21 protein-coding genes are annotated in these 23,071 nt (G+C 61.3%); 6 read left to right on the forward strand and 15 right to left on the reverse strand.

Features of this window, described 5'->3' with window-relative positions:
- Window positions 1-138: 138 nt before the first annotated feature.
- The 3 genes from HU737_RS25655 (at window position 139) to HU737_RS25665 (ending at window position 2,554) form a co-directional block, all read left to right on the forward strand.
- The gene (locus tag HU737_RS25655) at window positions 139-594 is read left to right on the forward strand and encodes a phage infection protein (RefSeq protein ID WP_186555575.1); all 456 of its coding nucleotides are present in this window, start codon (window positions 139-141) and stop codon (window positions 592-594) included.
- Between the two features lie 121 nt (window positions 595-715).
- Window positions 716-1,348: a TetR family transcriptional regulator gene (locus HU737_RS25660; protein ID WP_186555576.1), complete on the forward strand. Its 633-nt coding sequence runs from the start codon at window positions 716-718 to the stop codon at window positions 1,346-1,348.
- Between the two features lie 96 nt (window positions 1,349-1,444).
- A complete protein-coding gene (locus tag HU737_RS25665; protein ID WP_186555577.1) occupies window positions 1,445-2,554 on the forward strand; it encodes an AGE family epimerase/isomerase in 1,110 nt (369 codons plus the stop codon).
- 76 nt (window positions 2,555-2,630) lie between these two features.
- Here HU737_RS25665 and HU737_RS25670 read toward each other — a convergent pair whose 3' ends face one another.
- The 6 genes from HU737_RS25670 to HU737_RS25695 form a co-directional block, all read right to left on the reverse strand.
- Entirely contained in the window at window positions 2,631-3,398 is a 768-nt protein-coding gene (locus tag HU737_RS25670) for an SDR family oxidoreductase (protein WP_186555578.1), read from the reverse strand.
- A gap of 596 nt (window positions 3,399-3,994) precedes the next feature.
- On the reverse strand, window positions 3,995-4,711 hold the full coding sequence (locus HU737_RS25675) for an ABC transporter ATP-binding protein (RefSeq protein ID WP_186555579.1): 717 nt from the start codon (window positions 4,709-4,711) through the stop codon (window positions 3,995-3,997).
- Window positions 4,708-5,583, reverse strand: coding sequence for an ABC transporter ATP-binding protein (locus tag HU737_RS25680; protein ID WP_186555580.1), 876 nt, complete (start codon window positions 5,581-5,583; stop codon window positions 4,708-4,710). The genes HU737_RS25675 and HU737_RS25680 overlap by 4 nt, the downstream gene beginning before the upstream one ends.
- Complete coding sequence (gene livM, locus HU737_RS25685; protein ID WP_186555581.1) at window positions 5,580-6,869, reverse strand: high-affinity branched-chain amino acid ABC transporter permease LivM; 1,290 nt, start codon at window positions 6,867-6,869, stop codon at window positions 5,580-5,582. The genes HU737_RS25680 and livM overlap by 4 nt, the downstream gene beginning before the upstream one ends.
- Before the next feature lie 2 nt (window positions 6,870-6,871).
- Window positions 6,872-7,786: an ABC transporter permease subunit gene (locus tag HU737_RS25690; protein WP_186555582.1), complete on the reverse strand. Its 915-nt coding sequence runs from the start codon at window positions 7,784-7,786 to the stop codon at window positions 6,872-6,874.
- Window positions 7,787-7,939: 153 nt separating this feature from the next.
- Window positions 7,940-9,076: a branched-chain amino acid ABC transporter substrate-binding protein gene (locus HU737_RS25695; RefSeq protein ID WP_186555583.1), complete on the reverse strand. Its 1,137-nt coding sequence runs from the start codon at window positions 9,074-9,076 to the stop codon at window positions 7,940-7,942.
- Window positions 9,077-9,615: 539 nt separating this feature from the next.
- Between HU737_RS25695 and pncB the strand changes: the two genes are divergently transcribed.
- Window positions 9,616-10,821 carry a nicotinate phosphoribosyltransferase gene (gene pncB / locus HU737_RS25700; protein ID WP_186555584.1) on the forward strand — a complete coding sequence of 402 codons (1,206 nt, stop codon included), beginning with the start codon at window positions 9,616-9,618 and terminating at the stop codon, window positions 10,819-10,821.
- Between the two features lie 3 nt (window positions 10,822-10,824).
- Complete coding sequence (nadE, locus tag HU737_RS25705) at window positions 10,825-11,652, forward strand: NAD(+) synthase (protein WP_186555585.1); 828 nt, start codon at window positions 10,825-10,827, stop codon at window positions 11,650-11,652.
- A 120-nt stretch (window positions 11,653-11,772) separates the two neighbouring features.
- On the opposite strand, the gene azu is transcribed toward nadE, so the two are convergent.
- On the reverse strand, window positions 11,773-12,222 hold the full coding sequence (gene azu, locus HU737_RS25710; RefSeq protein ID WP_186555586.1) for an azurin: 450 nt from the start codon (window positions 12,220-12,222) through the stop codon (window positions 11,773-11,775).
- A 348-nt stretch (window positions 12,223-12,570) separates the two neighbouring features.
- Between azu and HU737_RS25715 the strand changes: the two genes are divergently transcribed.
- A complete protein-coding gene (locus HU737_RS25715; protein ID WP_186555587.1) occupies window positions 12,571-13,158 on the forward strand; it encodes a cytokinin riboside 5'-monophosphate phosphoribohydrolase in 588 nt (195 codons plus the stop codon).
- A 108-nt stretch (window positions 13,159-13,266) separates the two neighbouring features.
- On the opposite strand, the gene HU737_RS25720 is transcribed toward HU737_RS25715, so the two are convergent.
- The 8 genes from HU737_RS25720 to rnr all read right to left on the reverse strand — a co-directional run bounded on the left by HU737_RS25720 (window position 13,267) and on the right by rnr (window position 22,922).
- A complete protein-coding gene (locus HU737_RS25720) occupies window positions 13,267-15,564 on the reverse strand; it encodes a YgiQ family radical SAM protein (RefSeq protein ID WP_186555588.1) in 2,298 nt (765 codons plus the stop codon).
- 199 nt (window positions 15,565-15,763) lie between these two features.
- Window positions 15,764-17,161, reverse strand: coding sequence for a replicative DNA helicase (gene dnaB / locus HU737_RS25725; protein ID WP_186555589.1), 1,398 nt, complete (start codon window positions 17,159-17,161; stop codon window positions 15,764-15,766).
- 112 nt (window positions 17,162-17,273) lie between these two features.
- Window positions 17,274-17,720 carry a 50S ribosomal protein L9 gene (rplI, locus tag HU737_RS25730; RefSeq protein ID WP_186555590.1) on the reverse strand — a complete coding sequence of 149 codons (447 nt, stop codon included), beginning with the start codon at window positions 17,718-17,720 and terminating at the stop codon, window positions 17,274-17,276.
- Between the two features lie 20 nt (window positions 17,721-17,740).
- Complete coding sequence (locus HU737_RS25735) at window positions 17,741-18,631, reverse strand: YybS family protein (protein ID WP_186555591.1); 891 nt, start codon at window positions 18,629-18,631, stop codon at window positions 17,741-17,743.
- Window positions 18,632-18,664: 33 nt separating this feature from the next.
- Window positions 18,665-18,895 carry a 30S ribosomal protein S18 gene (gene rpsR, locus HU737_RS25740; RefSeq protein WP_003249563.1) on the reverse strand — a complete coding sequence of 77 codons (231 nt, stop codon included), beginning with the start codon at window positions 18,893-18,895 and terminating at the stop codon, window positions 18,665-18,667.
- 28 nt (window positions 18,896-18,923) lie between these two features.
- Complete coding sequence (gene rpsF / locus HU737_RS25745) at window positions 18,924-19,349, reverse strand: 30S ribosomal protein S6 (protein ID WP_186555592.1); 426 nt, start codon at window positions 19,347-19,349, stop codon at window positions 18,924-18,926.
- A 232-nt stretch (window positions 19,350-19,581) separates the two neighbouring features.
- Window positions 19,582-20,328 (reverse strand): 23S rRNA (guanosine(2251)-2'-O)-methyltransferase RlmB, encoded by a 747-nt coding sequence (gene rlmB / locus HU737_RS25750; protein WP_186555593.1) that lies wholly within the window; start codon window positions 20,326-20,328, stop codon window positions 19,582-19,584.
- Complete coding sequence (gene rnr, locus HU737_RS25755) at window positions 20,325-22,922, reverse strand: ribonuclease R (protein WP_186555594.1); 2,598 nt, start codon at window positions 22,920-22,922, stop codon at window positions 20,325-20,327. Before rnr ends, rlmB begins: the two co-directional genes overlap by 4 nt.
- Window positions 22,923-23,071: the final 149 nt, after the last annotated feature.

A 23,071-nucleotide genomic window follows, 5' to 3' on the forward strand; every position in this document is an offset into this window, starting at 1 on the left:
ACGCGAGATAGAAGGGTCGCAACTGAGTATCAATACCGTCGATTGTTACCATTAGCCTTATGAACTTTTCTCTGGAGTTACCGGGAGTAGCATTGGCTTCGTACCCACTTTCCAGCCCCCCAGAGGAGCACCGAAATCATGAAACGCCATCTGCTGCTGAGCCTGACCCTTTCCATCGCCGCCGCCAACGCCTTCGCCCTGCCCGCTCAGGATCAACACCTGACCGCCGAATCGCGTTCGAGCTCGGCTACAGTTGCGCAACCGCTGAACACCTTGGCCGAAGGTGGCGCTGAACGCTTGCAGGAACGTGCAGCGCGCGTTGCCGAAGGTGGTTCGGATCGTCTGATCGAACGCACTGGCCGGGTTGCCGAAGGTGGTTCGGATCGCCTGATCGAACGCACTGGCCGGGTTGCCGAAGGTGGCTCGGATCGCCTGATCGAACGCACTGGCCGGGTTGCCGAAGGTGGCTCGGATCGTCTGATCGAACGCACTGGCCGGGTTGCCGAGGGTGGTTCGGATCGCCTGATCGAACGCACTGGCCGGGTTGCCGAAGGTGGCTCGGATCGTCTGGTCGAAATCAGCCGCATGAGCTGATCACCATGGCCGAAAAGAACAACCCTCGACACTGCGCCTGCTATCCTCCAAGCCCGGTCCATTGACCGGGCTTTGTTTTTTTATCCAGAATGCCCAGCCGTACAGTCACAGAATCCTGCCCATGCTGCCGCGCGCCGAACAGAAGCTCCAGACCCGCCAGGCCCTGCTCGATGCCGCCTGCCAGTTGATGGAAAGTGGCCGCGGGTTCGGCAGCATCAGCCTGCGCGAAGTGGCCAAGACCGCTGGCATCGTGCCAACTGGCTTCTATCGACACTTCCCGGACATGGACGCCCTCGGCCTGGCGCTGGTCGAAGAGGTCGACGCTACCTTCCGCCACGCCATCCGCCTGGTGCGACAAAACGAATTCGAGCTGGGTGGCATTACCGATGCCTCGGTGCGGATCTTCCTCGACATGGTTGCTGCCCACCGCGCCCAGTTCCTGTTCCTCGCCCGCGAGCAATACGGCGGTTCGCAGCCGGTGCGCCAGGCCATCGCCAGGTTGCGCCAGGACATCAGCTCGGACCTGGCCACCGACCTCGGCCTGATGCCACGCTGGAAGCATCTGGACGCAGCCGCGCTGAGCGTGATGGCCGATCTGGTGGTCAAGACCGTGTTCGCCACCCTGCCCGAACTGATCGACAGCCCCGACCCGCTGGACCCGCAGCCGCTGACCGCGCAGGAGAAGATCACTCAACAGCTGCGCTTCATCTTTGTCGGTGCGCGCCATTGGCAGGGACTTAGCCCTTCGCCTTGAAGCAGACATCTTCGCCCCTTGCATGCGCCTGAGAATCAAGAGTCATTCACCAGTTCTGCTACCATGGCGCACTGCCCGATTGCGACGAGCGCTTCCATGTCCGACCCCCGCCCCACCCTGCCCGAGCTGACCACCCGCCTGGCCCGCTTCCGCCAGCATTTTGCCGAGCGCATCGTGCCGCTGTGGCAAGGTCCGGGGTGGAATGCCGAGCTGGCGCTGCCCTTTGAGGCGCTCGACGCACAGCACCAGCCGCTGCCGGTACAGCGCTACCGCGCCATGGCCGTCGCTCGTCAGCTGTACCTGTTCAGCAGCCGCATCGAGCAACCGGGCGCGGCCGAGCGGGCCGCAACCCTGTTGCGTTCCCTGCAACGGCACTTTCACGACGCCGAACACGGCGGATGGTTCTACAGCATCGACGCCGCCGGCCAGCCACTGGACCGCCGCAAAGACCTGTACACCCACGCCTTCATCGTCTTCGCCTGTGCCCATTACTGGGGCAAGGTGCGCGAGAGTCTGGTCGAGTCCACGCTCAACGCCGCGCTGGAAATCGTCGCCGAGCGCTTCGCTCGCGACGACGGCTTGTATGAAGCGAGCCTTGCCGAAGACTGGTCGGACCTGGGCAGCGGCCCATTGCAAAATCCACAGATGCACTTGGCCGAAGCCTTCCTGCAGACCTTGCAAGTACGTGACGACCCAGCTGTTCAGCAGGCCTTGCTGCAGCTGTGCGAGGCGCTGCAAACGCACTTCATCGAGCCTAAACAGGGCCTGATGCTGGAAAAACCGCGCGGCGCTGTGGATAACTGGTTCGAGCCGGGCCATCAGTTCGAATGGTTCTACCTGCTCGATACCTCGCCACTGCTGCGTGACAGCCCGCTGCACGCGTCCATCAGCCGGGCATTCGGCTATGCCGAGCAGCATGGGGTGAAGGATTCAGCGGTACTGGCGATGCTGGATGTCGAGGGCAAGGTCATCGACCCGACCCAACGCATTTGGGCCAAGGCGGAATATCTGCGGGCATTGGCCTTGCGTGCAGACAGTGATGGCAAGTTGCTGGAGCAGTTGGTCGCGCTGGAAGAGCAATTCCTGCACGCCGGTGGCTGGAACGAATGCCTGGATGCCAGCGGCACCGTCAGCCGGCATGACATGCCGTCGACTACGCCTTATCACTTGGCCACTTGCCTGGAAGGCTTGCAGCGGTTGAGCTGAAGCCATCGCGGGGCAAGTCCGCTCCAGGGTGTCGCTATCCCTGTCGGATCGGGCTTGCCCCGCGATGGCCTTAAGATCAGCCCTTGGCCGAACGATCGATCGAGAACCCGGCCCAATCCTGGCTCACTGGCATCAACTCCAGGCTGTTGATGTTGATGTGCGCCGGCTGATTGAGAATCCAGAAGATGGTCTCGGCGATGTCCTGCGGCTGGATCGCTTCGGCGCCAGCGTAGGTGGCGTCGTACTTGGCCTGGTCGCCACCAAAACGTACCAGCGAGAACTCACTTTCGCACAGCCCCGGCTCGATGTTGCTGACGCGCACGCCCGTGCCGCGCAGGTCGCAGCGCAGGCTCAGCGAGAACTGGCCGACGAAAGCCTTGGTGCCGCCATACACGTGGCTGCCCGGATACGGATAGTTGCCAGCCACCGAGCCGACGTTGAGGATCGACGCACCGCGACCATGGGCGATCAGCCGTGGCAGCAGCAAGCGGGTGGTATACATCAGGCCTTTGATGTTGGTGTCGACCATGGTTTCCCAATCGTCCAGGTCGCACTTCTGCGCCGGGTCCGCGCCCAGCGCCAGGCCTGCGTTGTTGACCAGCCCGCGCAGCTTGTCGAAGGCCGGCGGCAGGTTTGCGATGGCTTGCTCCATGGCCGCGCGATCACGCACGTCGACAACGATGCCATGCACTTCGGTCTTGGCCGAGAGCTCGGCACACAGCGCGTCCAGGCGCTCTTTACGACGGCCAGTCAGGACCAGTTTCCAGCCGGCATCGGCAAACAGGCGGGCCGTCGCCTCGCCAAAACCGGAAGTGGCGCCTGTGATGAATACGGTGGACGTCATGCTGTTCTCCTTCGCAATAAGGGGGTCGTCGACAGGCCTTGAAGCATGCCCGCCACTGGCGACGCCAGCAAGCCGTTTTGCACCCTGCTCAAAAAACATCCAAACCTGGCAAAGCCTTGTAGCAGAGGGGACCGCGCGGGCTATGCGCATGTTATCCACAGGGCTTTCCCCACAGAATGGGGGCAACTTGTCAGGGGATTGAACGGATTTTCAAGCAAGCGGCCTGAGGATATCTCATCGCTGATGGCGCAAGGCTTTCAGCGGTGCCGCTTGCAGCAGTCTGTCCAAGGCTTTTGCACAGAGTTATCCACAGATAGTTGGCGTTTGGTGAGAGCCCGCGAAGGGGTAAGTTATCCCATGAAAATCAAGCACAAGCAGCGCTTGATCAAAAAACGAACAGATCTTTGCAGGCCTTGATAATCGTGGCTCACAGCGGAGTGCCACCATGTTTTCCACAGGCGGTTCCACATTATCCGGGGACAGTTTTGTGCCTGTGGAAACAATGACTTGGAGCGGGGTTCTGAGGTGGCTCTGGCGAGATATGCGACAAGTTGTCCACATGGGCGTTGGAATGGGGCCGCAAGCGGCCCCAAACCTCAGTGCCCGCCCAGATAAGCGTTACGCACCTCTTCGTTGACCAACAACTCCTGCCCCGTGCCGGTCATGCGAATCTGCCCGTTGACCATCACATAGGCGCGGTCCGACAGCTTCAGCGCATGGTTGGCGTTCTGCTCGACCAGAAAGATGGTCATGCCGGTCTTGGCCAGCTCACGCAAGGTGGCAAAGATCTGCTTGACCACGATCGGCGCCAGCCCCAAAGACGGCTCATCGAGCAAGAGCAACTTGGGCCGGCTCATCAACGCTCGGGCAATCGCCAACATCTGCTGTTCACCACCGGACATGGTCATGGCGCGTTGGGTCCGCCGCTCTTTCAAGCGTGGAAACAGCTCGTACATGCGCTGCATATCCTCGGCGGCATACTTATCCCCAATGGGAATGGTGCCCATCATCAGGTTTTCCTCGACGGTCATGTCGGGGAACACCCGCCGCCCTTCCGGCGACTGGGCAATGCCGTTGGAGGCGATGTAGTGCGACGACTTGCGGGTGATATCGGTGCCACGGTAGACGATCTGCCCAGACGCCGCGCGCGGCTGGCCGAAGATCGACATCAGCAAGGTCGACTTGCCCGCGCCGTTGGCGCCGATCAGGCTGACCGTCTCGCCCTCGTTGATGTGCATCGAGACTTTCTTCAGCGCCTGGATTGGCCCGTAGAACACGTCCAGGTCCTTCAGTTCGAGAATGGGTGCACTCATACCAGTTCCTCTTCGTCTGCACCCAGGTAGGCGGCGATCACAGTCGGGTTGTGGCGGATTTCCTGCGGGGCGCCTTCGGCAATGACGTTGCCGTGGTCGAGTACCACGATGTGGTCGGAGATACTCATGACCATGCCCATGTCATGCTCGATCAGCACCACGGTAATATCGTGCTCATCACGCAGCACGCGGATCATGCGGCTGAGCGCCTCGGTCTCCTGCGGGTTGAGGCCGGCGGCGGGTTCGTCCAGGCAGATGATCTTCGGCCGCGTGCACATGGCCCGGGCGATCTCCAGGCGGCGTTGTTGACCGTAGGACAGTTCGCCCGCCAGGCGGTTGGCGCAGTCGACCAGATCGACCACTTCCAGCCAGTAGAAGGCGTGATCCAGAGCATCGCTTTCGGCCTTGCGATAACTCTTGGTGTTGAGCACCCCGGCCAGCAGATTGCGGTTGACCCACATGTGCTGGGCCACCAACAGGTTCTCCACCACCGACATTTCCTTGAACAGGCGAATGTTCTGGAAGGTCCGCGCCAAGCCTGCGCGATTGACCAGATGGGTGCCGCCGAACATCTTGTAGTACAGGCGGTTGGCAAAGCGCGCAGGCGAGACGAAGTCGGTTGGTTGGAAGCGCTCGCCGAGCAGCTGGATCACGTCGGTGCGGTTACCCCGCACATTCAGCTCGATGCGTCCGCCACTGGCCTTGTAGAAGCCGGTCAGGCAGTTGAACACGGTAGTCTTGCCAGCGCCGTTGGGGCCGATCAAGGCGAAGATCTGGTTGCGCTTGACCTGCAGGCTGACATCGCTGAGCGCCTTGATGCCGCCGAACTGCATCATCAGGTGTTCGACCGAAAGAATGATTTCGTCGCTCATGGCGCCACTCCTTTACGCGGGACTACCCCGGTGCGGCTGATGCGGATCAGCCCACGCGGTCGCCAGATCATCATCAGCACCATCAGCACGCCGAACAGCAGTACCCGGTATTCGGAGAAACTGCGCAGCAGCTCAGGTGCCACGGTCAGCACGAATGCGGCGATGACCACGCCAACGGTCGAACCCATGCCGCCGAGTACGACGATCGCCAGGATCAGCGCCGACTCGAAGAAGGTGAACGAGGACGGGTTGACGAAGCCTTGGTAGGTGGCGAAGAACACCCCGGCAAGGCCAGCCGTGGACGCACCGATGGTGAACGCCGAAAGCTTGACCAGCACGTGGTTCAGCCCCATCGAGCGGCAGGCGATCTCGTCTTCGCGCAGCGCCTCCCAGGCGCGCCCGACCGGCATGCGGGTCAGTCGATGCTTGATGTACAGCACCGCCAGCACCACCAGGAACAGCACGATGTAGATGAACAGGAATTTGATGTTGGGGTTGTAGTCGATCCCGAAGAACTCGTGAAACGGCACCCCGCCGTCCTTGGCCCGGCGACCGAACTCAAGGCCCAGGAACGTTGGCGACGGCGCCGGCATGCCGTTCGGCCCACCGGTGAATGACAGCCAGTTGTTCAGCACCAGCCGGATGATCTCGCCAAAGCCCAGGGTCACGATGGCCAGGTAGTCACCGTGCATGCGCAGCACCGGGAAGCCCAATATGCAGCCGGCGAGCGCCGCTGCGATGGCCGCCAGCGGCAGCACGCTCCAGAAGCCCAGGCCCAGGTACTGGTAGCCCAGCGCCAGGCCATAAGCGCCGATGGCATAGAACGCCACATAGCCCAGGTCGAGCAGACCGGCCAGACCGACCACGATGTTCAAGCCCAAACCCAGCAACACGTAGATCAGGCCGAGGATGACCACCGTCAGCAGATATTTGTTGGCGAAGATCGGGAACACGATCGCGATCACGATCAGCGCCGGGATGACGTAGCGCAGCCGCGACTTGTAGTCGGGCGCCAGCACATGCACGCCCGAGCCGCCACTTTCAAAGCCTTGCAGCATGCGCTGGCCGGTGCCGCTCTGGAAGAACACGCTAAGCAGGAAGCGCCCCGCCATCACCCCGCCGACCAGCCAGGCCACGCGGCTTGGCTCGGCATTGAAGGTGTAGCCATCGAGCACCACGCCGACCACCGGGCCGAACACGATCAGTGCCAGCAAGCCCGCGACGATGGTCTCCAGCAGGCTGCGTTTGATATCGAAACCGGAAGAAGCAGTATTGGCAGTGGACATGTTCACACCTTAGCCACGAGCGGGCGACCCAGCAGGCCTTGGGGACGGAAGATGAGGATCAGCACCAGCAGCGAGAAGCTGAACACGTCCTTGTAGTCGGAGTTGATCAGGCCGGAGAACAGCGACTCGGAGATCCCCAGGATGATCCCGCCGAGCATGGCGCCGGGCAGCGAGCCGATCCCACCGAGTACGGCGGCGGTGAAGGCCTTGATGCCGATGATGAAGCCGGCATAGAAGTCGAAGGTGCCGTAGTTCATGGTGATCAGCACGCCGGCCAGGGCGGCCATCACCGCACCGATGACGAACACATAGGAGATCACCCGGTCGGTGTTGATGCCCAGGATCGACGCCATCTTGCGGTCTTGCTGAGTGGCGCGGCACATACGCCCAAGCTTGGTGTACTTGATCACGTAGGTCAGCAGGGCCATGCCGGCGAAGGCGGCGATGAGGATGAAGATCTTGGTGTAGGTCAGCTGCACGAAGCCGGTGCCGACTTCGACGCGCCAGGCGCCTTCAAGCAGGGTTGGCACGCCTTGCTGGCGAGCGCCCTGGCTGATCTGCGCGTAGTTCTGCAGAATCAGCGAGATCCCGATGGCGCTGATCAGCGGCGCCAGGCGGGTGGAGTTACGCAGGGGTTTGTAGGCGATGCGCTCGATGGTGAAGCCGTAGACGCCGGTGACCACCACGGTGAACAACAGCGTGCCGAGCATCAGCAGCGGGAAGGACTCGATACCGAAATAAGCCAGCAATGCCAGGCTGATCGCCGCGAGGTACGCGGAGATCATGTACACCTCGCCGTGCGCGAAGTTGATCATGCCGATAATGCCATAGACCATTGTGTAGCCGATGGCGATCAGGCCATAGACCGACCCGAGGGTCAGACCATTGACCAGTTGCTGCAGGAAAATACCATCCATAACGCAATCTCGCTGAGTGAGATTGCACGAGCGCCGACCACGGCGGGCCTGGCATACAGCGGCCCTCGCAGCGCAGAACTGGTGCACATCTACGGATAAAGACAGGTACCGCGGGGCGTCGGCCCGGACGGCTGTCCGGGCCTTGGGCCTTTATTATTTTTGTTTATCCAGCTGTTGGTACTTGCCGTTGGCATCCCACTGGTAGACCACGTAGTCAGAGACGGTCAGGTCACCCTTGCTGTCCCACTTCTTCTCGCCCATGACGGTCTGCACCGGGTTGGCCTTGAGCCACTTGGCAGCGTCTTCACCCTTGTTTGACTTGGCGCCGTTGAACGCGGCGGCGAGCGCCTGGACCGAGGCGTAGGCGTACAGGGTGTAGCCTTCAGGCTCGGTGCCGGCTTTGCGGAACTCTTCCACCACCGCCTTGCTGTCTGGCAGCAGACGCGGGTCGGCGCCGAAGGTCATGTACACGCCATTGGTGTATTGAGCGCCACCTGCGGTGGACACCAGTTCGTCGGTGACGATGCCGTCATCGGACATGAACGCCACATCCTTCAGGCCTGCTTCACGCAGTTGGCGCACCAGTGGACCGGCTTCCGGGTGCAGGCCACCGAAGTAGACGACATCGGCGCCAGCGCCGCGGATCTTGGTGACCACTGCGCTGAAGTCTTTCTCGCCACGGGTCAGGCCTTCGTACAGCACCGGCTTGACGCCACGCTTCTCCAGCTGCGCCTTGGTTGCGTCGGCCAGGCCTTGGCCGTAGGTGTCCTTGTCGTGCAGGACTACGACTTTCTTGCCCTTGAGCACGTCGACGATGTAGTCACCGGCAACGATACCCTGCTGGTCGTCACGGCCACACATGCGGAACATCGCCGACAGGCCGCGCTCGGTGACCTGCGGGTTGGTCGAACCTGGGGTGATGGCGATGACACCGGCTTCGTCATACACCTCCGATGCCGGAATGGTGTTGGACGAGCAGAAGTGTCCGACCACACCGACCACCTTGTCCTGGTCGACCAGGCGGTTGGCCACGGCCACGGCCTGTTTCGGCTCGCAGGCGTCGTCGCCTTTTACCAGTTGGATTTTCTCGCCATTGACGCCACCTGCGGCGTTGATCTTGTCAGCCGCTGCTTGCGCACCTTTCATGTATTGCTCGCCAAACGCTGCGTTGGCACCAGTCATTGGGCCTGCGACGCCGATCTTGATGTCGGCCTGAACATACGAAGAAACACCCAGTGCCGTAGCTACGGCCAGAGCCAGGAAACCTTTCTTGTAAAACGTCTGCGACATGAGGTGGTGCTCCTAGAGTTTTTTTAGTTGGCACTACAACTTTCAGCGCCTTGCTCCGAGCAAGGGCCGTGCCATTGGTTTTGGATTTCGAGCAAACACACTGGGCAGGCTGGTTAGAGGCGACCGGCGGGCTTTCGTTATTGAGCGTGCAACCGTCTGGCATAGGTAAGGCGCCACCACGCGATCACGAAAGGAGCAACCATCGAGTGCCATCATTGCAACCTCGACAAGTGTTAACGTGCAACCAGCCTGTAACAGCAGACGTCACCGAAGTGCACACAGCTGGTGCGCGACTGCTACGGGGGGCACTGTTTCAAGGCTAGCTGGTGCTGGCAGAATCATCCGGCTTTTGGCATTTACAGCCCTATCGCGGGGCCAGCCCGCTCCCACGCGCAATGCTTTTTGGCCTATTGCCGGGTGCGGGCTTGCTCCGCGATAGGGCTGCGGTTACTCACTTTGCGCGCAAAGGCTGGCACAATGGCCGCCATTCCCGCGCGCTTGCGCCGTTTTCAGCGAGCGCCGCCGACCTGGAGCCTTCCATGAGCGAGAGCGCATTCGCCGAGCGCATCGTGCACAACCTGCTCGACACCGACTTCTACAAGCTGACGATGATGCAGGCGGTGCTGCACAACTATCCGGATGCCGACGTCGAATGGGAGTTTCGCTGCCGCAACGGCGAAGACCTGCGCCCCTATCTGGATGAGATCCGCAATCAGATCGAGCTGCTCAGCGAGATGACCCTGGATGATGGCCAGGCCGAGTTTCTTGAGCGCATCAGCTTCCTCAAACCGGATTTTTTGCGCTTTCTGCGGCTGTTCCGCTTCAACCTGCGCTACCTGCGCCTGGGCATCGAGAACGACCAGCTGAGCCTGCGCCTGCGCGGCCCTTGGCTGCATGTGATGCTGTTCGAAGTGCCGCTCCTGGCGATCATCAGCGAGGTGCGCAACCGCCACCTGCACCCACGCATGCGCCTGAGCGATGCCCGCGATCAGCTCTATCGCAAGTTCGACTGGCTGCAAGCGCATGCCAGCGCCGATGAACTGGCCGAGCTGCAGGTAGCCGATTTCGGCACCCGCCGGCGCTTCTCCAGCCGCGTCCAGGAAGAGGTGGTACGGGTGCTGCGCGATGATTTCCCGGCACGCTTCGTCGGCACCAGCAACGTCAACCTGGCATGGAAACTGGATATCAAGCCGTTGGGCACCATGGCCCACGAGTGGATCATGGCCCACCAGCAGCTCGGCCCACGGCTGATCGACAGCCAGATCGCCGCGCTGGACTGCTGGGTTCGCGAGTACCGCGGATTGCTCGGCATCGCCCTGACCGATTGCATCACCATGGATGCCTTCCTGCGCGATTTCGACCTGTACTTTGCCAAGCTGTTCGATGGCCTGCGCCACGACTCGGGTGAACCCGTGGCCTGGGCGGAAAAAGCCATCGCCCATTACCAGCAACTGGGTATCGACCCGATGACCAAGACCCTGGTGTTCTCCGATGGCCTCAACCTGACCCGCTCGCTGGAGATCTTCCGCGCCTTGCGCGGGCGCATCAACGTCAGTTTTGGTATCGGCACCAACCTGACCTGCGACCTACCTGGAGTGGCGCCGATGAACATCGTGCTTAAAATGACCGACTGCAATGGCTCGCCGGTGGCGAAGATCTCCGACGAAGCCGCCAAGACCCAATGCCGTGACGAGAACTTCGTCGCCTACATGCGCCACGTTTTCAAAGTCCCCCACAAGGAGTAATCCATGCAAGCCGTCCAGCGAGAGATTGCCCAGCAGCTCAAGGTGCAGCCGCCGTTCGCCGACGCCGCCGCGCTCGAGGCCGAAGTTGCCCGGCGCGTGGCCTTCATCAAGGATTGCCTGGCCAATGCCCGGCTCAAGACCCTGGTCCTGGGCATCAGTGGTGGGGTCGACTCGCTGACCGCTGCCCTGCTCGCCCAGCGCACTGTCACCGAACTGCGCGCCGAAACTGGCGATCAAGGCTATCGCTTCATCGCCGTACGCCTGCCGTATCAGGTGCAGCATGACGAGCACGATGCCCAAGCGTGCCTGGACGTGATCAAGGCCGATGAGGTGCATACCGTCGACATCGCCCCTGCGGTGCGGGCCTTGGCGCTGGAAGTCAAAGCGCTGGAAGGCGGCTCGCCGACCCTGGTCGACTTCGTCGTCGGCAACACCAAGGCGCGGATGCGCATGGTCGCCCAGTACACCATCGCCGGCGCACGCGCGGGCCTGGTGATCGGCACCGATCACGCAGCCGAAGCGGTGATGGGCTTCTTCACCAAGTTCGGTGATGGCGCCTGCGACCTGGCGCCGTTGAGCGGCCTGGTGAAAAACCAGGTACGCGCCATCGCCCGTAGCTTCGGGGCGCCGGAATCGTTGGTAGAGAAAGTGCCGACGGCGGATCTGGAAGACCTCGAACCGGGCAAGCCGGATGAGGCGTCACATGGCGTGACCTACCAGCAGATCGATGCGTTCCTGCATGGCGAGCCGGTCAGCCAGGAGGCGTTCGACATCATCGTCAACACCTACCGCAAGACCCAGCACAAGCGCGAGTTGCCGTTCGCGCCGTAACACGCGAACTGCAATTCCTGACGTGAGAGCGGGCTTGTCCCGCGTTAGCGAGGGTGGATTCACCCACACTATCGCGGGGCAAGCCCGCTCCCCCATTAGGTCACGCAGCAAGCATCAGGCTTACTTGACGATGACTTTGCCTTTCATCATCGAGATATGGCCTGGGAAGGTGCAGAAGAAGCTGTAGTCGCCGCCAGCTTCCAGCTTGGAAGTGTCGAACTTGACTTCGGTTTCCTTCTCCGGCGCACCAATCATCGCGGTGTGGGCGATGATATTGGCGTTGTCTTCCTTCAGGTAACCCTTGTCGATGCCCTGGGTCATGCCTTCAGAGGCGATGGCCTGCATGTCAGCGGTCTTGCTGATCACCAGGTTGTGGCCCATGACGTTCTTTGGCAGCTTGCCCGAGTGGGTCAGCTTGACGGTGAACTCTTTGCAGCTCTTGTCGACGGTGAATTCCTTGCTGGTGTAGGACATCTGGTCAGTCGACTCGACCGTCACAGAGCACTCGGCCGCGAACACAGAAGCGCTGGCGAGGGTCAGCAGGGATACCGCTACAGCTTTCGCAAACATCGTGAATCTCCTTGGCAGGGGTTTATCAATTGCGAGACTGCCTGAACCCGGAACGAACGTCCCTGATGTGCATCAAGGGGGTGTCCAATGGCCAGCCAGTTGATTTGTTCTATGGATTGTATACAACCAATCTAAGTGCACATCATGCCCTCTAAGTAGACGATGGGACAACCTCTCATTTAGGAGCAAATGACATGTCCCTTGGTAGTTTCATGAACAGCCTGCTGGCAGCCTACGCCCAAGGCGCCGCTGGCGCCGCCTGCGAATTCTCCCGTCCGGAGTGAATCGCGCCTTGGAAGCGAGCGGCTTGCGCCTTACCCTGTGCACGCATTTGAAGGGAGAGAAGCAATGCCTGTACGTTCCGTATGTGTCTTCTGTGGTGCCAGCATCGGCAGCAACCCGGCCTACCGCGAAGCGGCGGTTGCCCTTGGCAAGGCCATCGCTGGCCGCGGCCTGACCCTGGTGTATGGCGGCGGCGCCGTGGGCCTGATGGGCACCGTGGCCGATGCGGCCATGGCTGCGGGTGGTGAAGTGGTCGGGATCATCCCGCAAAGCCTGATGGACGCTGAAATCGGCCACAAGGGCCTGACCCGCCTGGAGGTCGTCGACGGCATGCACGCGCGTAAAGCGCGCATGGCCGAGTTGAGCGATGCCTTCATCGCCCTGCCGGGTGGCCTGGGTACGCTTGAGGAGTTGTTCGAGGTATGGACCTGGGGGCAGTTGGGCTATCACGCCAAGCCGCTGGGCCTGCTGGACGTCAACGGTTTCTATGAAAAACTCGGCGGGTTCCTCGACCATATCGTCGAGGAAGGCTTCGTGCGGCCGCAGCATCGGGCGATGTTGCTGCTGGGCAAGCAGCCGGATGAGCTGCTCGATGGGATGGATGAGTTCGAGGCGCCGGTGTTGCCCAAGTGGGTCGACAAGAAGCCTGATTGATCCTATGACGCTTGACGAAAAATGTGGGCTTGCCCCGCGATAGCGTTGGTGGATTGACCATCGCTATCGCGGGGCAAGCCCGCCCCCACGAGTTTAGATGTTACCCGTTCAGCGCGGCAGGACTGGCTGACGCGGCTTCTTCTTGCCGCCGCCCTTGGCCGCTTCCTTACGCTCTTTAGCTGCCTGCTGGTTACGCGCAAACGCCTCGGCCTTGGCCTTCTCACGTTTATCCCACGGCTTGCTGCCATCGCTGGCACGCGGCGGCAGGCCGGTGTGCTGGGTGAGGATCTTCTGATCCTTGCCCACCTTGTGGCTGCCGGTCGGCGTCGAGTTCTTGCGCCGAGCGCTCTGGTAGCTGTCGGTCTGCGGCTGATGCAGCGGGATCAACTGGTGCTTGCCCGGGCCAATCAGGTCGGCACGGCCCATGCGCTCCAGCGCTTCACGCAGCATCGGCCAGCCTTTGGGGTCGTGATAGCGCAAGAACGCCTTGTGCAAGCGGCGCTGCTCATCGCTCTTGACGATATCGACCCCTTCACTCTTGTAGGTGACCTTGCGCAGTGGGTTCTTGCCCGAGTGGTACATGGCCGTGGCCGAGGCCATCGGCGATGGGTAGAACGCCTGCACCTGGTCAGCGCGGAAGCCATTGCCCTTGAGCCACAGGGCAAGGTTCATCATGTCTTCGTCGGTAGTACCGGGGTGGGCAGCGATGAAGTACGGAATCAGGTACTGCTCTTTACCTGCCTCTTTGGAGTACTTCTCGAACATGCGCTTGAAGCGGTCATAGCTGCCGATGCCCGGCTTCATCATCTTGTCCAGCGGGCCACGCTCGGTGTGCTCGGGGGCAATCTTCAGGTAGCCGCCGACGTGGTGGGTGACCAGCTCCTTGACGTACTCCGGCGACTCTACCGCCAGGTCGTAGCGCAGACCCGAGGCGATCAGGATCTTCTTCACCCCCGGCAAGGCACGGGCCTTGCGGTACAGCTCGATCAACGAGCTGTGGTCGGTGTTGAGGTTCTCGCAGATGCCTGGGAATACGCAGGACGGCTTGCGGCAGTGCTTCTCGATGTCGGGGCTCTTGCAGGCGATGCGGTACATGTTGGCGGTCGGCCCGCCCAGGTCGGAAACCACGCCGGTGAAGCCCGGCACCTTGTCGCGCATCTCCTCGATCTCGTGCAGGATCGACTCGTGCGAACGGTTCTGGATGATCCGCCCTTCGTGCTCGGTGATCGAGCAGAAGGTGCAGCCACCAAAGCAGCCACGCATGATGTTGACCGAGAAGCGGATCATCTCGTAGGCCGGGATGCGCTCCTTGCCATAGGCAGGGTGCGGGACACGTGCGTAGGGCATGCCGAACACGTAGTCCATTTCCTCAGTACTCATCGGAATGGGCGGCGGGTTGAACCACACATCTACTTCACCATGCTTCTGCACCAAGGCGCGAGCGTTGCCTGGGTTGGTCTCCAGGTGCAGCACACGGTTGGCGTGGGCGTACAGCACCGAGTCGTTACGCACCTTCTCGAACGACGGCAGGCGGATCACCGTCTTGTCGCGGGTCATGCCCGGGCTGTCGAGAATCTGCACCACCTTGGCTTCGTTGGGGTCTTCGACCTCGCCCTTGGCCTGTTCGATCGCGCAGGCCTGGGTGTCCTGGGTGTTGACGTAGGGGTTGATGATCTTGTCGACCTTGCCCGGACGGTCGATCCGGGTGGAGTCGATTTCGAACCAGCCCTTGGGCGTGTCACGGCGCACGAACGCGGTGCCACGCACGTCGGTGATGTTCTCGATGGTCTCGCCATTGGACAGGCGCTGGGCCACCTCGACCACGGCGCGCTCGGCGTTACCGAACAGCAGGATATCGGCGCAGGCATCGATCAGGATCGAGTGGCGCACCTTGTCCTGCCAGTAGTCGTAGTGAGCGATACGCCGCAGCGAGGCCTCGATGCCGCCCAGCACGATCGGCACGTGCTTGTAGGCTTCCTTGCAACGCTGGCTATAGACCAGGCTGGCACGGTCTGGGCGCTTGCCGGCCATGCCGCCGGGGGTGTAGGCGTCGTCGGAGCGAATCTTCTTGTCGGCGGTGTAGCGGTTGATCATCGAGTCCATGTTGCCTGCGGCAACGCCAAAGAACAGGTTTGGCTCGCCGAGCTTCATGAAGTCGTCTTTGGACTGCCAGTTCGGCTGGGCGATGATGCCCACGCGGAAACCCTGGGCTTCGAGCAAACGGCCGATGATCGCCATGCCAAACGACGGATGGTCGACGTAGGCATCACCGGTCACGATGATGATGTCGCAGGAATCCCAGCCGAGCTGATCCATCTCCTCCCTGCTCATCGGCAGGAAAGGCGCTGGCCCGAAGCATTCGGCCCAGTACTTGGGATAGTCGTAGAGTGGTTTGGCTGCTTGCATGTCAGTGACCGGTTCTTGGTGTGCAGGGAAATCGCGGGCGCGGAATATAGCACAAATTTTGATCAAGTCCGACGATAATGGTCGGATTCATGATATGCCGTGCAATACCTGGCCATCCCCTCAGGGACCCGCGAGCGCAGCCTGACTTCCAGCATCGCCCTGGCCGGTGATCCCGCTTCCACAAGGGGACGGGATACGATTACTCGTCGTCGTCGAAGTTGTACATGCCCGGCGCGAGGTTCTCGAAGCGGGTGTATTTGCCGATGAACGCCAGACGAATGAAGCCAATAGGGCCGTTCCGCTGCTTACCGATGATGATCTCGGCAACGCCCTTGTGCTCGGTCTCGGGGTGATATACCTCATCCCGGTAAACGAACATGATCACGTCGGCGTCCTGCTCGATTGCACCGGACTCACGCAAGTCGGAGTTGACCGGACGCTTGTTCGGCCGCTGCTCAAGAGAGCGGTTGAGCTGGGACAGGGCGATCACCGGGCAGTTGAACTCTTTGGCCAGGGCCTTGAGCGATCGGGAAATCTCGGAGATTTCGTTGGTCCGGTTATCACCGGCCGAGCCTGGGATCTGCATCAGCTGCAGGTAGTCGACCATGATCATGGCGATCTCGCCATGCTCACGGGCCAGACGCCGGGTCCGCGCACGCATCTCCGAAGGGCTGATGCCGGCGGTGTCGTCGATGAACAGCTTGCGATCGTTGAGCAAGTTGACCGCCGACGTCAGGCGCGGCCAGTCGTCATCGTCCAGTTGACCGGAACGGACCTTGGTCTGGTCGATCCGGCCAAGCGAGGAGAGCATCCGCATGATCAGCGATTCGCCTGGCATCTCGAGGGAGAACACCAGCACCGCCTTGTCGCTGCGCAGCACTGCGTTCTCGACCAGGTTCATGGCGAAGGTGGTCTTACCCATCGACGGACGGCCGGCGACGATGATCAAGTCAGCCGCTTGCAGGCCGCTGGTTTTCTCGTCCAGGTCGGTATAGCCGGTGGAGATACCGGTGATGTCGCTGTCGGAGTTGAACAGCGTGTCGATGCGGTCGATGGCCTTGGTCAACAGCTCGTTGACGCCCACCGGGCCGCCGGTCTTGGGCCGCGCCTCGGCGATCTGGAAAATCTGCCGTTCGGCATCGTCGAGGATTTCCTCGGCATTGCGCCCCTGCGGATTGAAGGCGTTGTCAGCGATATCGGTGCTGATGCTGATCAGCTGGCGCAGCGTGGCGCGCTCGCGGATGATCGCCGCATACGCCTTGATGTTGGCGACCGACGGGGTGTTCTTGGCCAGCTCGGCCAGGTAGGCCAAGCCGCCGACCTGGCTGGACACGCCTTCCTTGTCCAGCTGCTCGTGCAGGGTGACCACGTCGAACGGCTGGTTGAGGTCGACCAGCTTGTGGATGGCGCGGAAGATCAGGCGGTGGTCATGCCGATAGAAGTCACCGTCCGAAACTTGGTCCAGTACCTTTTCCCAGGCGTTGTTGTCCAGCATCAGACCACCGATCACAGCCTGTTCGGCTTCGATGGAATGCGGCGGCACCTTCAGGGCTGCGGTCTGCAGGTCGAGTTGTTCGGGGTTGGTGATCTCGTTCATGGCCACGAAAGAATTCTGGGTGAGGAGAAAAACAAAGGGCACGGTCTGCGAAGGCAGAGCCGTGCCCGATGTTAACCGGCTAGCTCACGAGGAGCCAGCCAGTTGCTACAGCTTAGGCTGCAACGACGACCACGCGTACGGTGGCTTCAACGTCGCTGTGCAGGTGCACGGCTACGTCGTATTCGCCAACGTGACGGATGGTGCCGTTCGGCAGACGAACTTCAGCTTTAGCCACTTCAACGCCGGAGGCGGTCAGGGCGTCAGCGATGTCGTGGGTGCCGATCGAACCGAACAGCTTGCCTTCATCGCCAGCGGTGGCGGTGATGGTGACTTCCAGCTCTGCCAGTTGGGCAGCGCGGCTTTCAGCCGAAGCTTTCTTGTCAGCAGCAGCCTTTTCCAGCTCGGCGCGACGTTCTTCGAACGCAGCCAGGTTGGCGGCGTTGGCAACGGTGGCCTTGCCGAATGGCAGCAGGAAGTTACGGCCGTAACCGGCTTTAACTTTAACTTTGTCGCCCAGGTTGCCCAGGTTGGCGACTTTTTCCAGCAGGATCAGTTCCATTTGGTAAAACCTCTTAACTTTTAACCTTCACCGTTCGCGGAATCATCACCCTGAGGTGACTTGCGACCGCGAAAATCAATCAGGCTATCGACAATGGCCAAAACCACGAGCAACGGATAAGTCAGTTGCATGAACAGGACCAGCGTCACGTACAACCCGACCAGCCAAAACTTGGCCAGACGTTTCTGCGCCACCAACCCATGCAGCAGGGCAAGCCCGGCAAACATGAGCGGCACGCTGCACAGCGGCGTGAGCAATGCCAAGGCAGAACCGAGGTTCGGCCCGAACAGCATGCACCCCAACAGCACCAGCGCCGGCACCAGGGGAATTCGCACCGCTTGAAACTCGCGGCCAAAACCTCCCGGGTTGTACAACGCGGCCTGCCAGTAGCGACCCAACATCAGGGCCAACACACTGACAACCTGCAGCCCAGCCGCCATCAGGCCGTTAAGCACCGGTACGATGAGCTTCCCAAGTTGCGCCTGCTCCTCCACCGATAACTGCTGGTAGAGACCGTCGAGCATCTGCGGCAGGGCTTTTTCAAGCGCTCGCGCCAGAGCTTCAATCGGTTCACGGAACGCTGAACCCAGAATGACACCGTACAACAGGCCCAAGGCGATGCTGGATAACAGCACCCGGTTCCAGGAATGCCCAGCGCGCAACAGCGCAGCCAGCCCCAGCGTCCCCAGCAGCACCATCAAGGTGCGCGGCTCGCCGAAGACCCACCAGGCCAACGCCGGCAAAATGCCCCAGACGATGACCGAGGAAGCGTCCTTGAAACCGCGCCGCAGGAACACCAGGCTCCCAGCGGCGGCACACAACCAGAACAACAGCGGCAATGCCGCACTACCGGCCACCACTACAGTGGCCTGCACGCGACCGCGCATGATGAAATCAGCTAACGCTCGCATGCTTATCCCTTGCTACTTGTCGAAAACCCGGTCTCAGCGGCCGTGGCTGTCGGTGTAGGGCAGCAGGGCCAGGAAGCGGGCGCGCTTGATAGCGGTAGCCAGCTGACGCTGATAACGAGCTTTGGTACCGGTGATACGGCTTGGAACGATCTTGCCGGTTTCGGATACGTAAGCTTTCAGGGTGTTGAGATCTTTGAAGTCGATCTCTTTCACGTCTTCAGCAGTGAAGCGGCAGAATTTACGACGACGGAAGAAACGTGCCATGTAATAGGCTCCTCAAAAGGTCCGTGGATTACTCGTCAGCGTTATCGCTGTTGTCGCTGTCATTGCTGTCGTCGCCTTCGGCGCCATCAGCAGATTCAGGACGTTCACGACGCTCACGGCGCTCGCTGCGGTTCTCTTCGGCCTTGAGCATCTCGGACGGGCCAGTAACGGCTTCGTCACGACGGATGACCAGGTTACGGATCACGGCATCGTTGTAGCGGAAGTTGTCTTCCAGCTCGGCCAGGGCCTTGCCGGTGCACTCAACGTTCAGCATCACGTAGTGAGCCTTGTGAACATTGTTGATTGCGTAGGCCAGTTGACGACGGCCCCAGTCTTCCAGGCGGTGGATCTTGCCACCATCTTCTTCGATCAGCTTGGTGTAACGCTCAACCATGCCGCCGACTTGCTCGCTCTGATCCGGGTGGACCAGGAAGATGATTTCGTAATGACGCATGAATGCTCCTTACGGGTTAGTAGTCTGCCAGCGAATCTGGTCAGACAAGGAGTGAATGACACTGTATGTCTTGCCGTGGACAGTAGGCACATGCGCGCCTGCCTGCTGGGCAAGGGGCGCAATTGTAGAGAAGGCCGGACGCACAAGCAAGGTAATTGGCGATTATTTGAACAACCGCAAACATACCCAAGTGCCATCAACCACTGGGGCGCGCATGCGCGCCCCCTCTCGATCAGCGCTTGATCTGGCGCTGGCGCACGGCCTCGAACAGGCAAACGCCTGTCGCGACAGAAACGTTCAGGCTGCTGACACTGCCGCTCATCGGCAGCTTCACCAGAAAATCGCAATGGTCGCGGGTCAGCCGGCGCATGCCTTTGCCTTCAGCGCCCATGATCATCACCAGCGGACCGGTCAGGTCCTGCTGATAGATCTCCTGCTCAGCCTCCCCCGCCGTGCCAACTACCCACAGGCCACGCTTCTGCAGTTTTTCCAGGGTGCGCGCCAGGTTGGTCACAGCCACCAGCGGAATCACCTCGGCGGCGCCGCAGGCCACTTTACGCACGACCGGGGTCAAGGTCGCCGACTTGTCCTTGGGCACCACAACCGCCGTAGCGCCGGCAGCATCGGCAGTACGCAGGCAGGCGCCAAGGTTGTGCGGATCGGTGACGCCGTCGAGCACCAGAATCAGCGGCGGCGTCTCGGTACGCTCTAGCAACTCTTCGAGCATCAGCTCGCCCCACACCTGGCTCGGGCTCACCTCGGCAACCACACCTTGGTGCACGCCATCGACCCAGGTGTCCATCTCGCGGCGCTCGGCCTGGCCAACCGGCACGCGGTTTTCTGCAGCCAGGGCGAGCAGCGCTTGAACGCGCGGCTCGCTACGGCCTTCGGACAGCCAGATCTGCTTGACCCGCTTGGGGTGGTGCTGCAACAGCGCCTGCACGGCATGAACGCCGTAGATTTTTTCCAGCTGACTCATGACTTGCTCTTGCTCTTACGTGGCGCGCCCGATTTTGGCGGCCCCTTGCGGTGCTTGGTGGGCTTGCCGGAGGCCGACTTGCCGCCCTTGTCCGACTTGCTCGAGGACGGGGCGTTGCGCGCCTCGCCCATCAGCGCCTTCTTCATCTCGCGACTCTTGCGCACCTCGGCGTTGCGCTGCACCGCGTCCTTGGGGAAATAGGCATCAGCGGCTTCGCTCTTGCGACGACGTGGCGCCGGATCGATTTTCGCTTCGACCTTGGCCTCACGCTGCTCGCCCGGCTTGGCCTTGCTGGCAGGCGCTGCGCCATCAGCAGCAGCACGCTTGCGGCCAACGGCTGCACTGGCGCTTGCCTGAGAGACTTCGAAATCGATCTTGCGCTCGTCGAGGTCGACGCGCATGACCTTGACCTCGATGGTGTCGCCCAGGCGGAAGCTGCGACCGCTGCGCTCACCCGACAGGCGGTGATGCACCGCATCGAAGTGGTAGTAGTCGCCTGGCAGGGCACTGACGTGCACCAGGCCTTCGACGTAGATATCAGTCAGCTCGACGAACAGGCCAAAGCCGGTAACGGCAGTGATCACGCCCGGGAAGATCTCGCCCACGCGGTCTTTCATGTACTCGCACTTGAGCCAGTTGACCACGTCGCGAGTGGCCTCGTCGGCACGGCGCTCGGTCATCGAGCACTGCTCGCCCATCTGTTCCAGGGTCGGCTCGTCGTACGGGTAGATGCGCGCCTTGGGGATGCTCATCGCACCGGCACGCTTGACGTGCGGGGTATCGACCTTGGAACGGATCACGCTGCGAATGGCGCGGTGCACCAGCAGGTCGGGGTAACGACGGATCGGCGAGGTGAAGTGGGTATACGCCTCGTAGTTCAGGCCGAAGTGGCCGTTGTTCTCGGTGCTGTACACCGCCTGGCTCAGCGAGCGCAGCATGACGGTCTGGATCAGGTGGAAATCCGGCCGGCCGGCGATGCTCGCCAGCAGCGCCTGATAGTCCTTCGGCGAAGGCTCTTTGCCCTTGTGCAGGGACAGGCCAAGCTCACCGAGGAAGGCGCGCAGTTTTTCCAGACGCTCCGGTGGCGGACCATCGTGCACGCGGTACAGCGAAGGCACGCCATGCTTTTGCAGGAATTCGGCGGTGGCAACGTTGGCCGCCAGCATGCATTCCTCGATCAGCTTGTGGGCTTCGTTACGCACGGTCGGACGAATTTCGTCGATCTTGCGGTTATCACCGAAGATGATCCGGGTTTCCTGGGTCTCGAAGTCGATCGCGCCACGGGTATGGCGCGCCGCCAGCAATGCCTTGTACAGGGCATACAGGTGCTTCAGATCCGGGACAACCTCTTTGTATTCCTCGCGCAGAGCCTTGCCTTCGCGGGTACGGGCGTGCTCGAGCATGCTGCTGACCTTGTTGTAGGTCAGGCGCGCGTGCGAGTGGATCACCGCTTCGTAGAACTGGTAGTCGACCATCTGGCCAGACTTGTTGATGGTCATTTCACAGACCATCGCCAGGCGATCGACGTGCGGGTTCAGCGAGCACAGGCCGTTGGACAGCTCTTCAGGAAGCATCGGCACTACCCGCTCAGGGAAGTACACCGAATTACCGCGCTGCTGCGCTTCGATGTCCAGGGCCGAGCCCAGGCGTACGTAGCTGGAAACGTCAGCGATCGCGACATACAGGCGCCAGCCGCCGGAGAACAGGCGCAGCTTGCCCTGTGGCTCGCAGTAGACCGCGTCGTCGAAGTCGCGGGCATCTTCGCCGTCGATGGTGACGAACGGCAGATGGCGCAGGTCGATGCGCTTCTCTTTGTCCTTCTCTTCGACTTCGGAGCGGAACTTGCGCGCTTCCTTGATCACCTCTTGCGGCCAGACATGCGGGATGTCGTAGCTGCGCAGGGCAACGTCGATTTCCATCCCTGGAGCCATGTAGTTGCCGATAACCTCGACCACATCACCTTGCGCCTGGAAGCGCGGGGTGGGCCAGTGGGTAATCTTGATTTCGACGAACTGACCGATCTTGGCGCCGCCGTTACGCCCGGCAGTCACCAGCACTTCCTGCTGGATCTTCGGGTTATCCGGGGTCACGTAGCCGATGCCGCCTTCTTCGAAGTAACGGCCGACCACGCTTTCGTGGGCGCGGGAGATGATTTCGACCAGCACGCCTTCACGGCGGCCACGGCGGTCGGTACCGGAGACACGGGCAAGGCCACGGTCACCGTCGAACGCCAGGCGCATCTGCGACGGGCTGAGGAACAGATCGTCACTGCCATCGTCAGGGATGAGGAAGCCGAAACCATCGCGGTGGCCAGAGATGCGTCCGCAGATCAGGTCCAGCTTGTCTACCGGGGCATAGGTGCCGCGCCGGGTATAGATCAGCTGACCGTCACGCTCCATGGCACGCAGACGGCGGCGCAGGGCTTCGATCTGGTCTTCCTCGTGCAGACCGAATTCCGCCGCCAACTGCTCTCGCGCAGCCGGTTCGCCGCGGTCGGCAAGGTGTTGCAGGATCAGCTCACGGCTGGGAATAGGATTCTCGTATTTATCCGCTTCGCGGGCGGCCTCGGGATCGAGGGATTGCCAATCGGCCATCAGAAGGGGTTCACCTTGGGGTATATAGAGTAGAAGTTTGGCATAGGCGTATTGAAACCGGAAATGTCGGCCTTGGACAGCCCCCGTCTGAGGGTCTTGTGCGCTGGGTAAGGCCTATGGAATCAACAAGTTGAATTTTTTGAATTTTT

It is taken from the genome of Pseudomonas urmiensis, from assembly GCF_014268815.2.
Taxonomy (GTDB): Bacteria; Pseudomonadota; Gammaproteobacteria; order Pseudomonadales; family Pseudomonadaceae; genus Aquipseudomonas; species Aquipseudomonas urmiensis.

What these genes read in the sequence shown, in the direction of transcription:
- azu (WP_186555586.1), bottom strand. Translation starts at nt 12,222, where the DNA reads ATGTTTGCGAAAGCTGTAGCGGTATCCCTGCTGACCCTCGCCAGCGCT.
- HU737_RS25670 (WP_186555578.1), bottom strand. Translation starts at nt 3,398, where the DNA reads ATGACGTCCACCGTATTCATCACAGGCGCCACTTCCGGTTTTGGCGAG.
- rplI (WP_186555590.1), bottom strand. Translation starts at nt 17,720, where the DNA reads ATGGAACTGATCCTGCTGGAAAAAGTCGCCAACCTGGGCAACCTGGGC.
- HU737_RS25655 (WP_186555575.1), top strand. Translation starts at nt 139, where the DNA reads ATGAAACGCCATCTGCTGCTGAGCCTGACCCTTTCCATCGCCGCCGCC.
- HU737_RS25665 (WP_186555577.1), top strand. Translation starts at nt 1,445, where the DNA reads ATGTCCGACCCCCGCCCCACCCTGCCCGAGCTGACCACCCGCCTGGCC.
- HU737_RS25720 (WP_186555588.1), bottom strand. Translation starts at nt 15,564, where the DNA reads ATGCAAGCAGCCAAACCACTCTACGACTATCCCAAGTACTGGGCCGAA.
- rnr (WP_186555594.1), bottom strand. Translation starts at nt 22,922, where the DNA reads ATGGCCGATTGGCAATCCCTCGATCCCGAGGCCGCCCGCGAAGCGGAT.
- rpsF (WP_186555592.1), bottom strand. Translation starts at nt 19,349, where the DNA reads ATGCGTCATTACGAAATCATCTTCCTGGTCCACCCGGATCAGAGCGAG.
- nadE (WP_186555585.1), top strand. Translation starts at nt 10,825, where the DNA reads ATGCAAGCCGTCCAGCGAGAGATTGCCCAGCAGCTCAAGGTGCAGCCG.
- HU737_RS25675 (WP_186555579.1), bottom strand. Translation starts at nt 4,711, where the DNA reads ATGAGTGCACCCATTCTCGAACTGAAGGACCTGGACGTGTTCTACGGG.
- HU737_RS25735 (WP_186555591.1), bottom strand. Translation starts at nt 18,631, where the DNA reads ATGCGAGCGTTAGCTGATTTCATCATGCGCGGTCGCGTGCAGGCCACT.
- HU737_RS25695 (WP_186555583.1), bottom strand. Translation starts at nt 9,076, where the DNA reads ATGTCGCAGACGTTTTACAAGAAAGGTTTCCTGGCTCTGGCCGTAGCT.
- rpsR (WP_003249563.1), bottom strand. Translation starts at nt 18,895, where the DNA reads ATGGCACGTTTCTTCCGTCGTCGTAAATTCTGCCGCTTCACTGCTGAA.
- HU737_RS25660 (WP_186555576.1), top strand. Translation starts at nt 716, where the DNA reads ATGCTGCCGCGCGCCGAACAGAAGCTCCAGACCCGCCAGGCCCTGCTC.
- HU737_RS25690 (WP_186555582.1), bottom strand. Translation starts at nt 7,786, where the DNA reads ATGGATGGTATTTTCCTGCAGCAACTGGTCAATGGTCTGACCCTCGGG.
- rlmB (WP_186555593.1), bottom strand. Translation starts at nt 20,328, where the DNA reads ATGAGTCAGCTGGAAAAAATCTACGGCGTTCATGCCGTGCAGGCGCTG.
- HU737_RS25715 (WP_186555587.1), top strand. Translation starts at nt 12,571, where the DNA reads ATGCCTGTACGTTCCGTATGTGTCTTCTGTGGTGCCAGCATCGGCAGC.
- dnaB (WP_186555589.1), bottom strand. Translation starts at nt 17,161, where the DNA reads ATGAACGAGATCACCAACCCCGAACAACTCGACCTGCAGACCGCAGCC.
- HU737_RS25680 (WP_186555580.1), bottom strand. Translation starts at nt 5,583, where the DNA reads ATGAGCGACGAAATCATTCTTTCGGTCGAACACCTGATGATGCAGTTC.
- pncB (WP_186555584.1), top strand. Translation starts at nt 9,616, where the DNA reads ATGAGCGAGAGCGCATTCGCCGAGCGCATCGTGCACAACCTGCTCGAC.
- livM (WP_186555581.1), bottom strand. Translation starts at nt 6,869, where the DNA reads ATGTCCACTGCCAATACTGCTTCTTCCGGTTTCGATATCAAACGCAGC.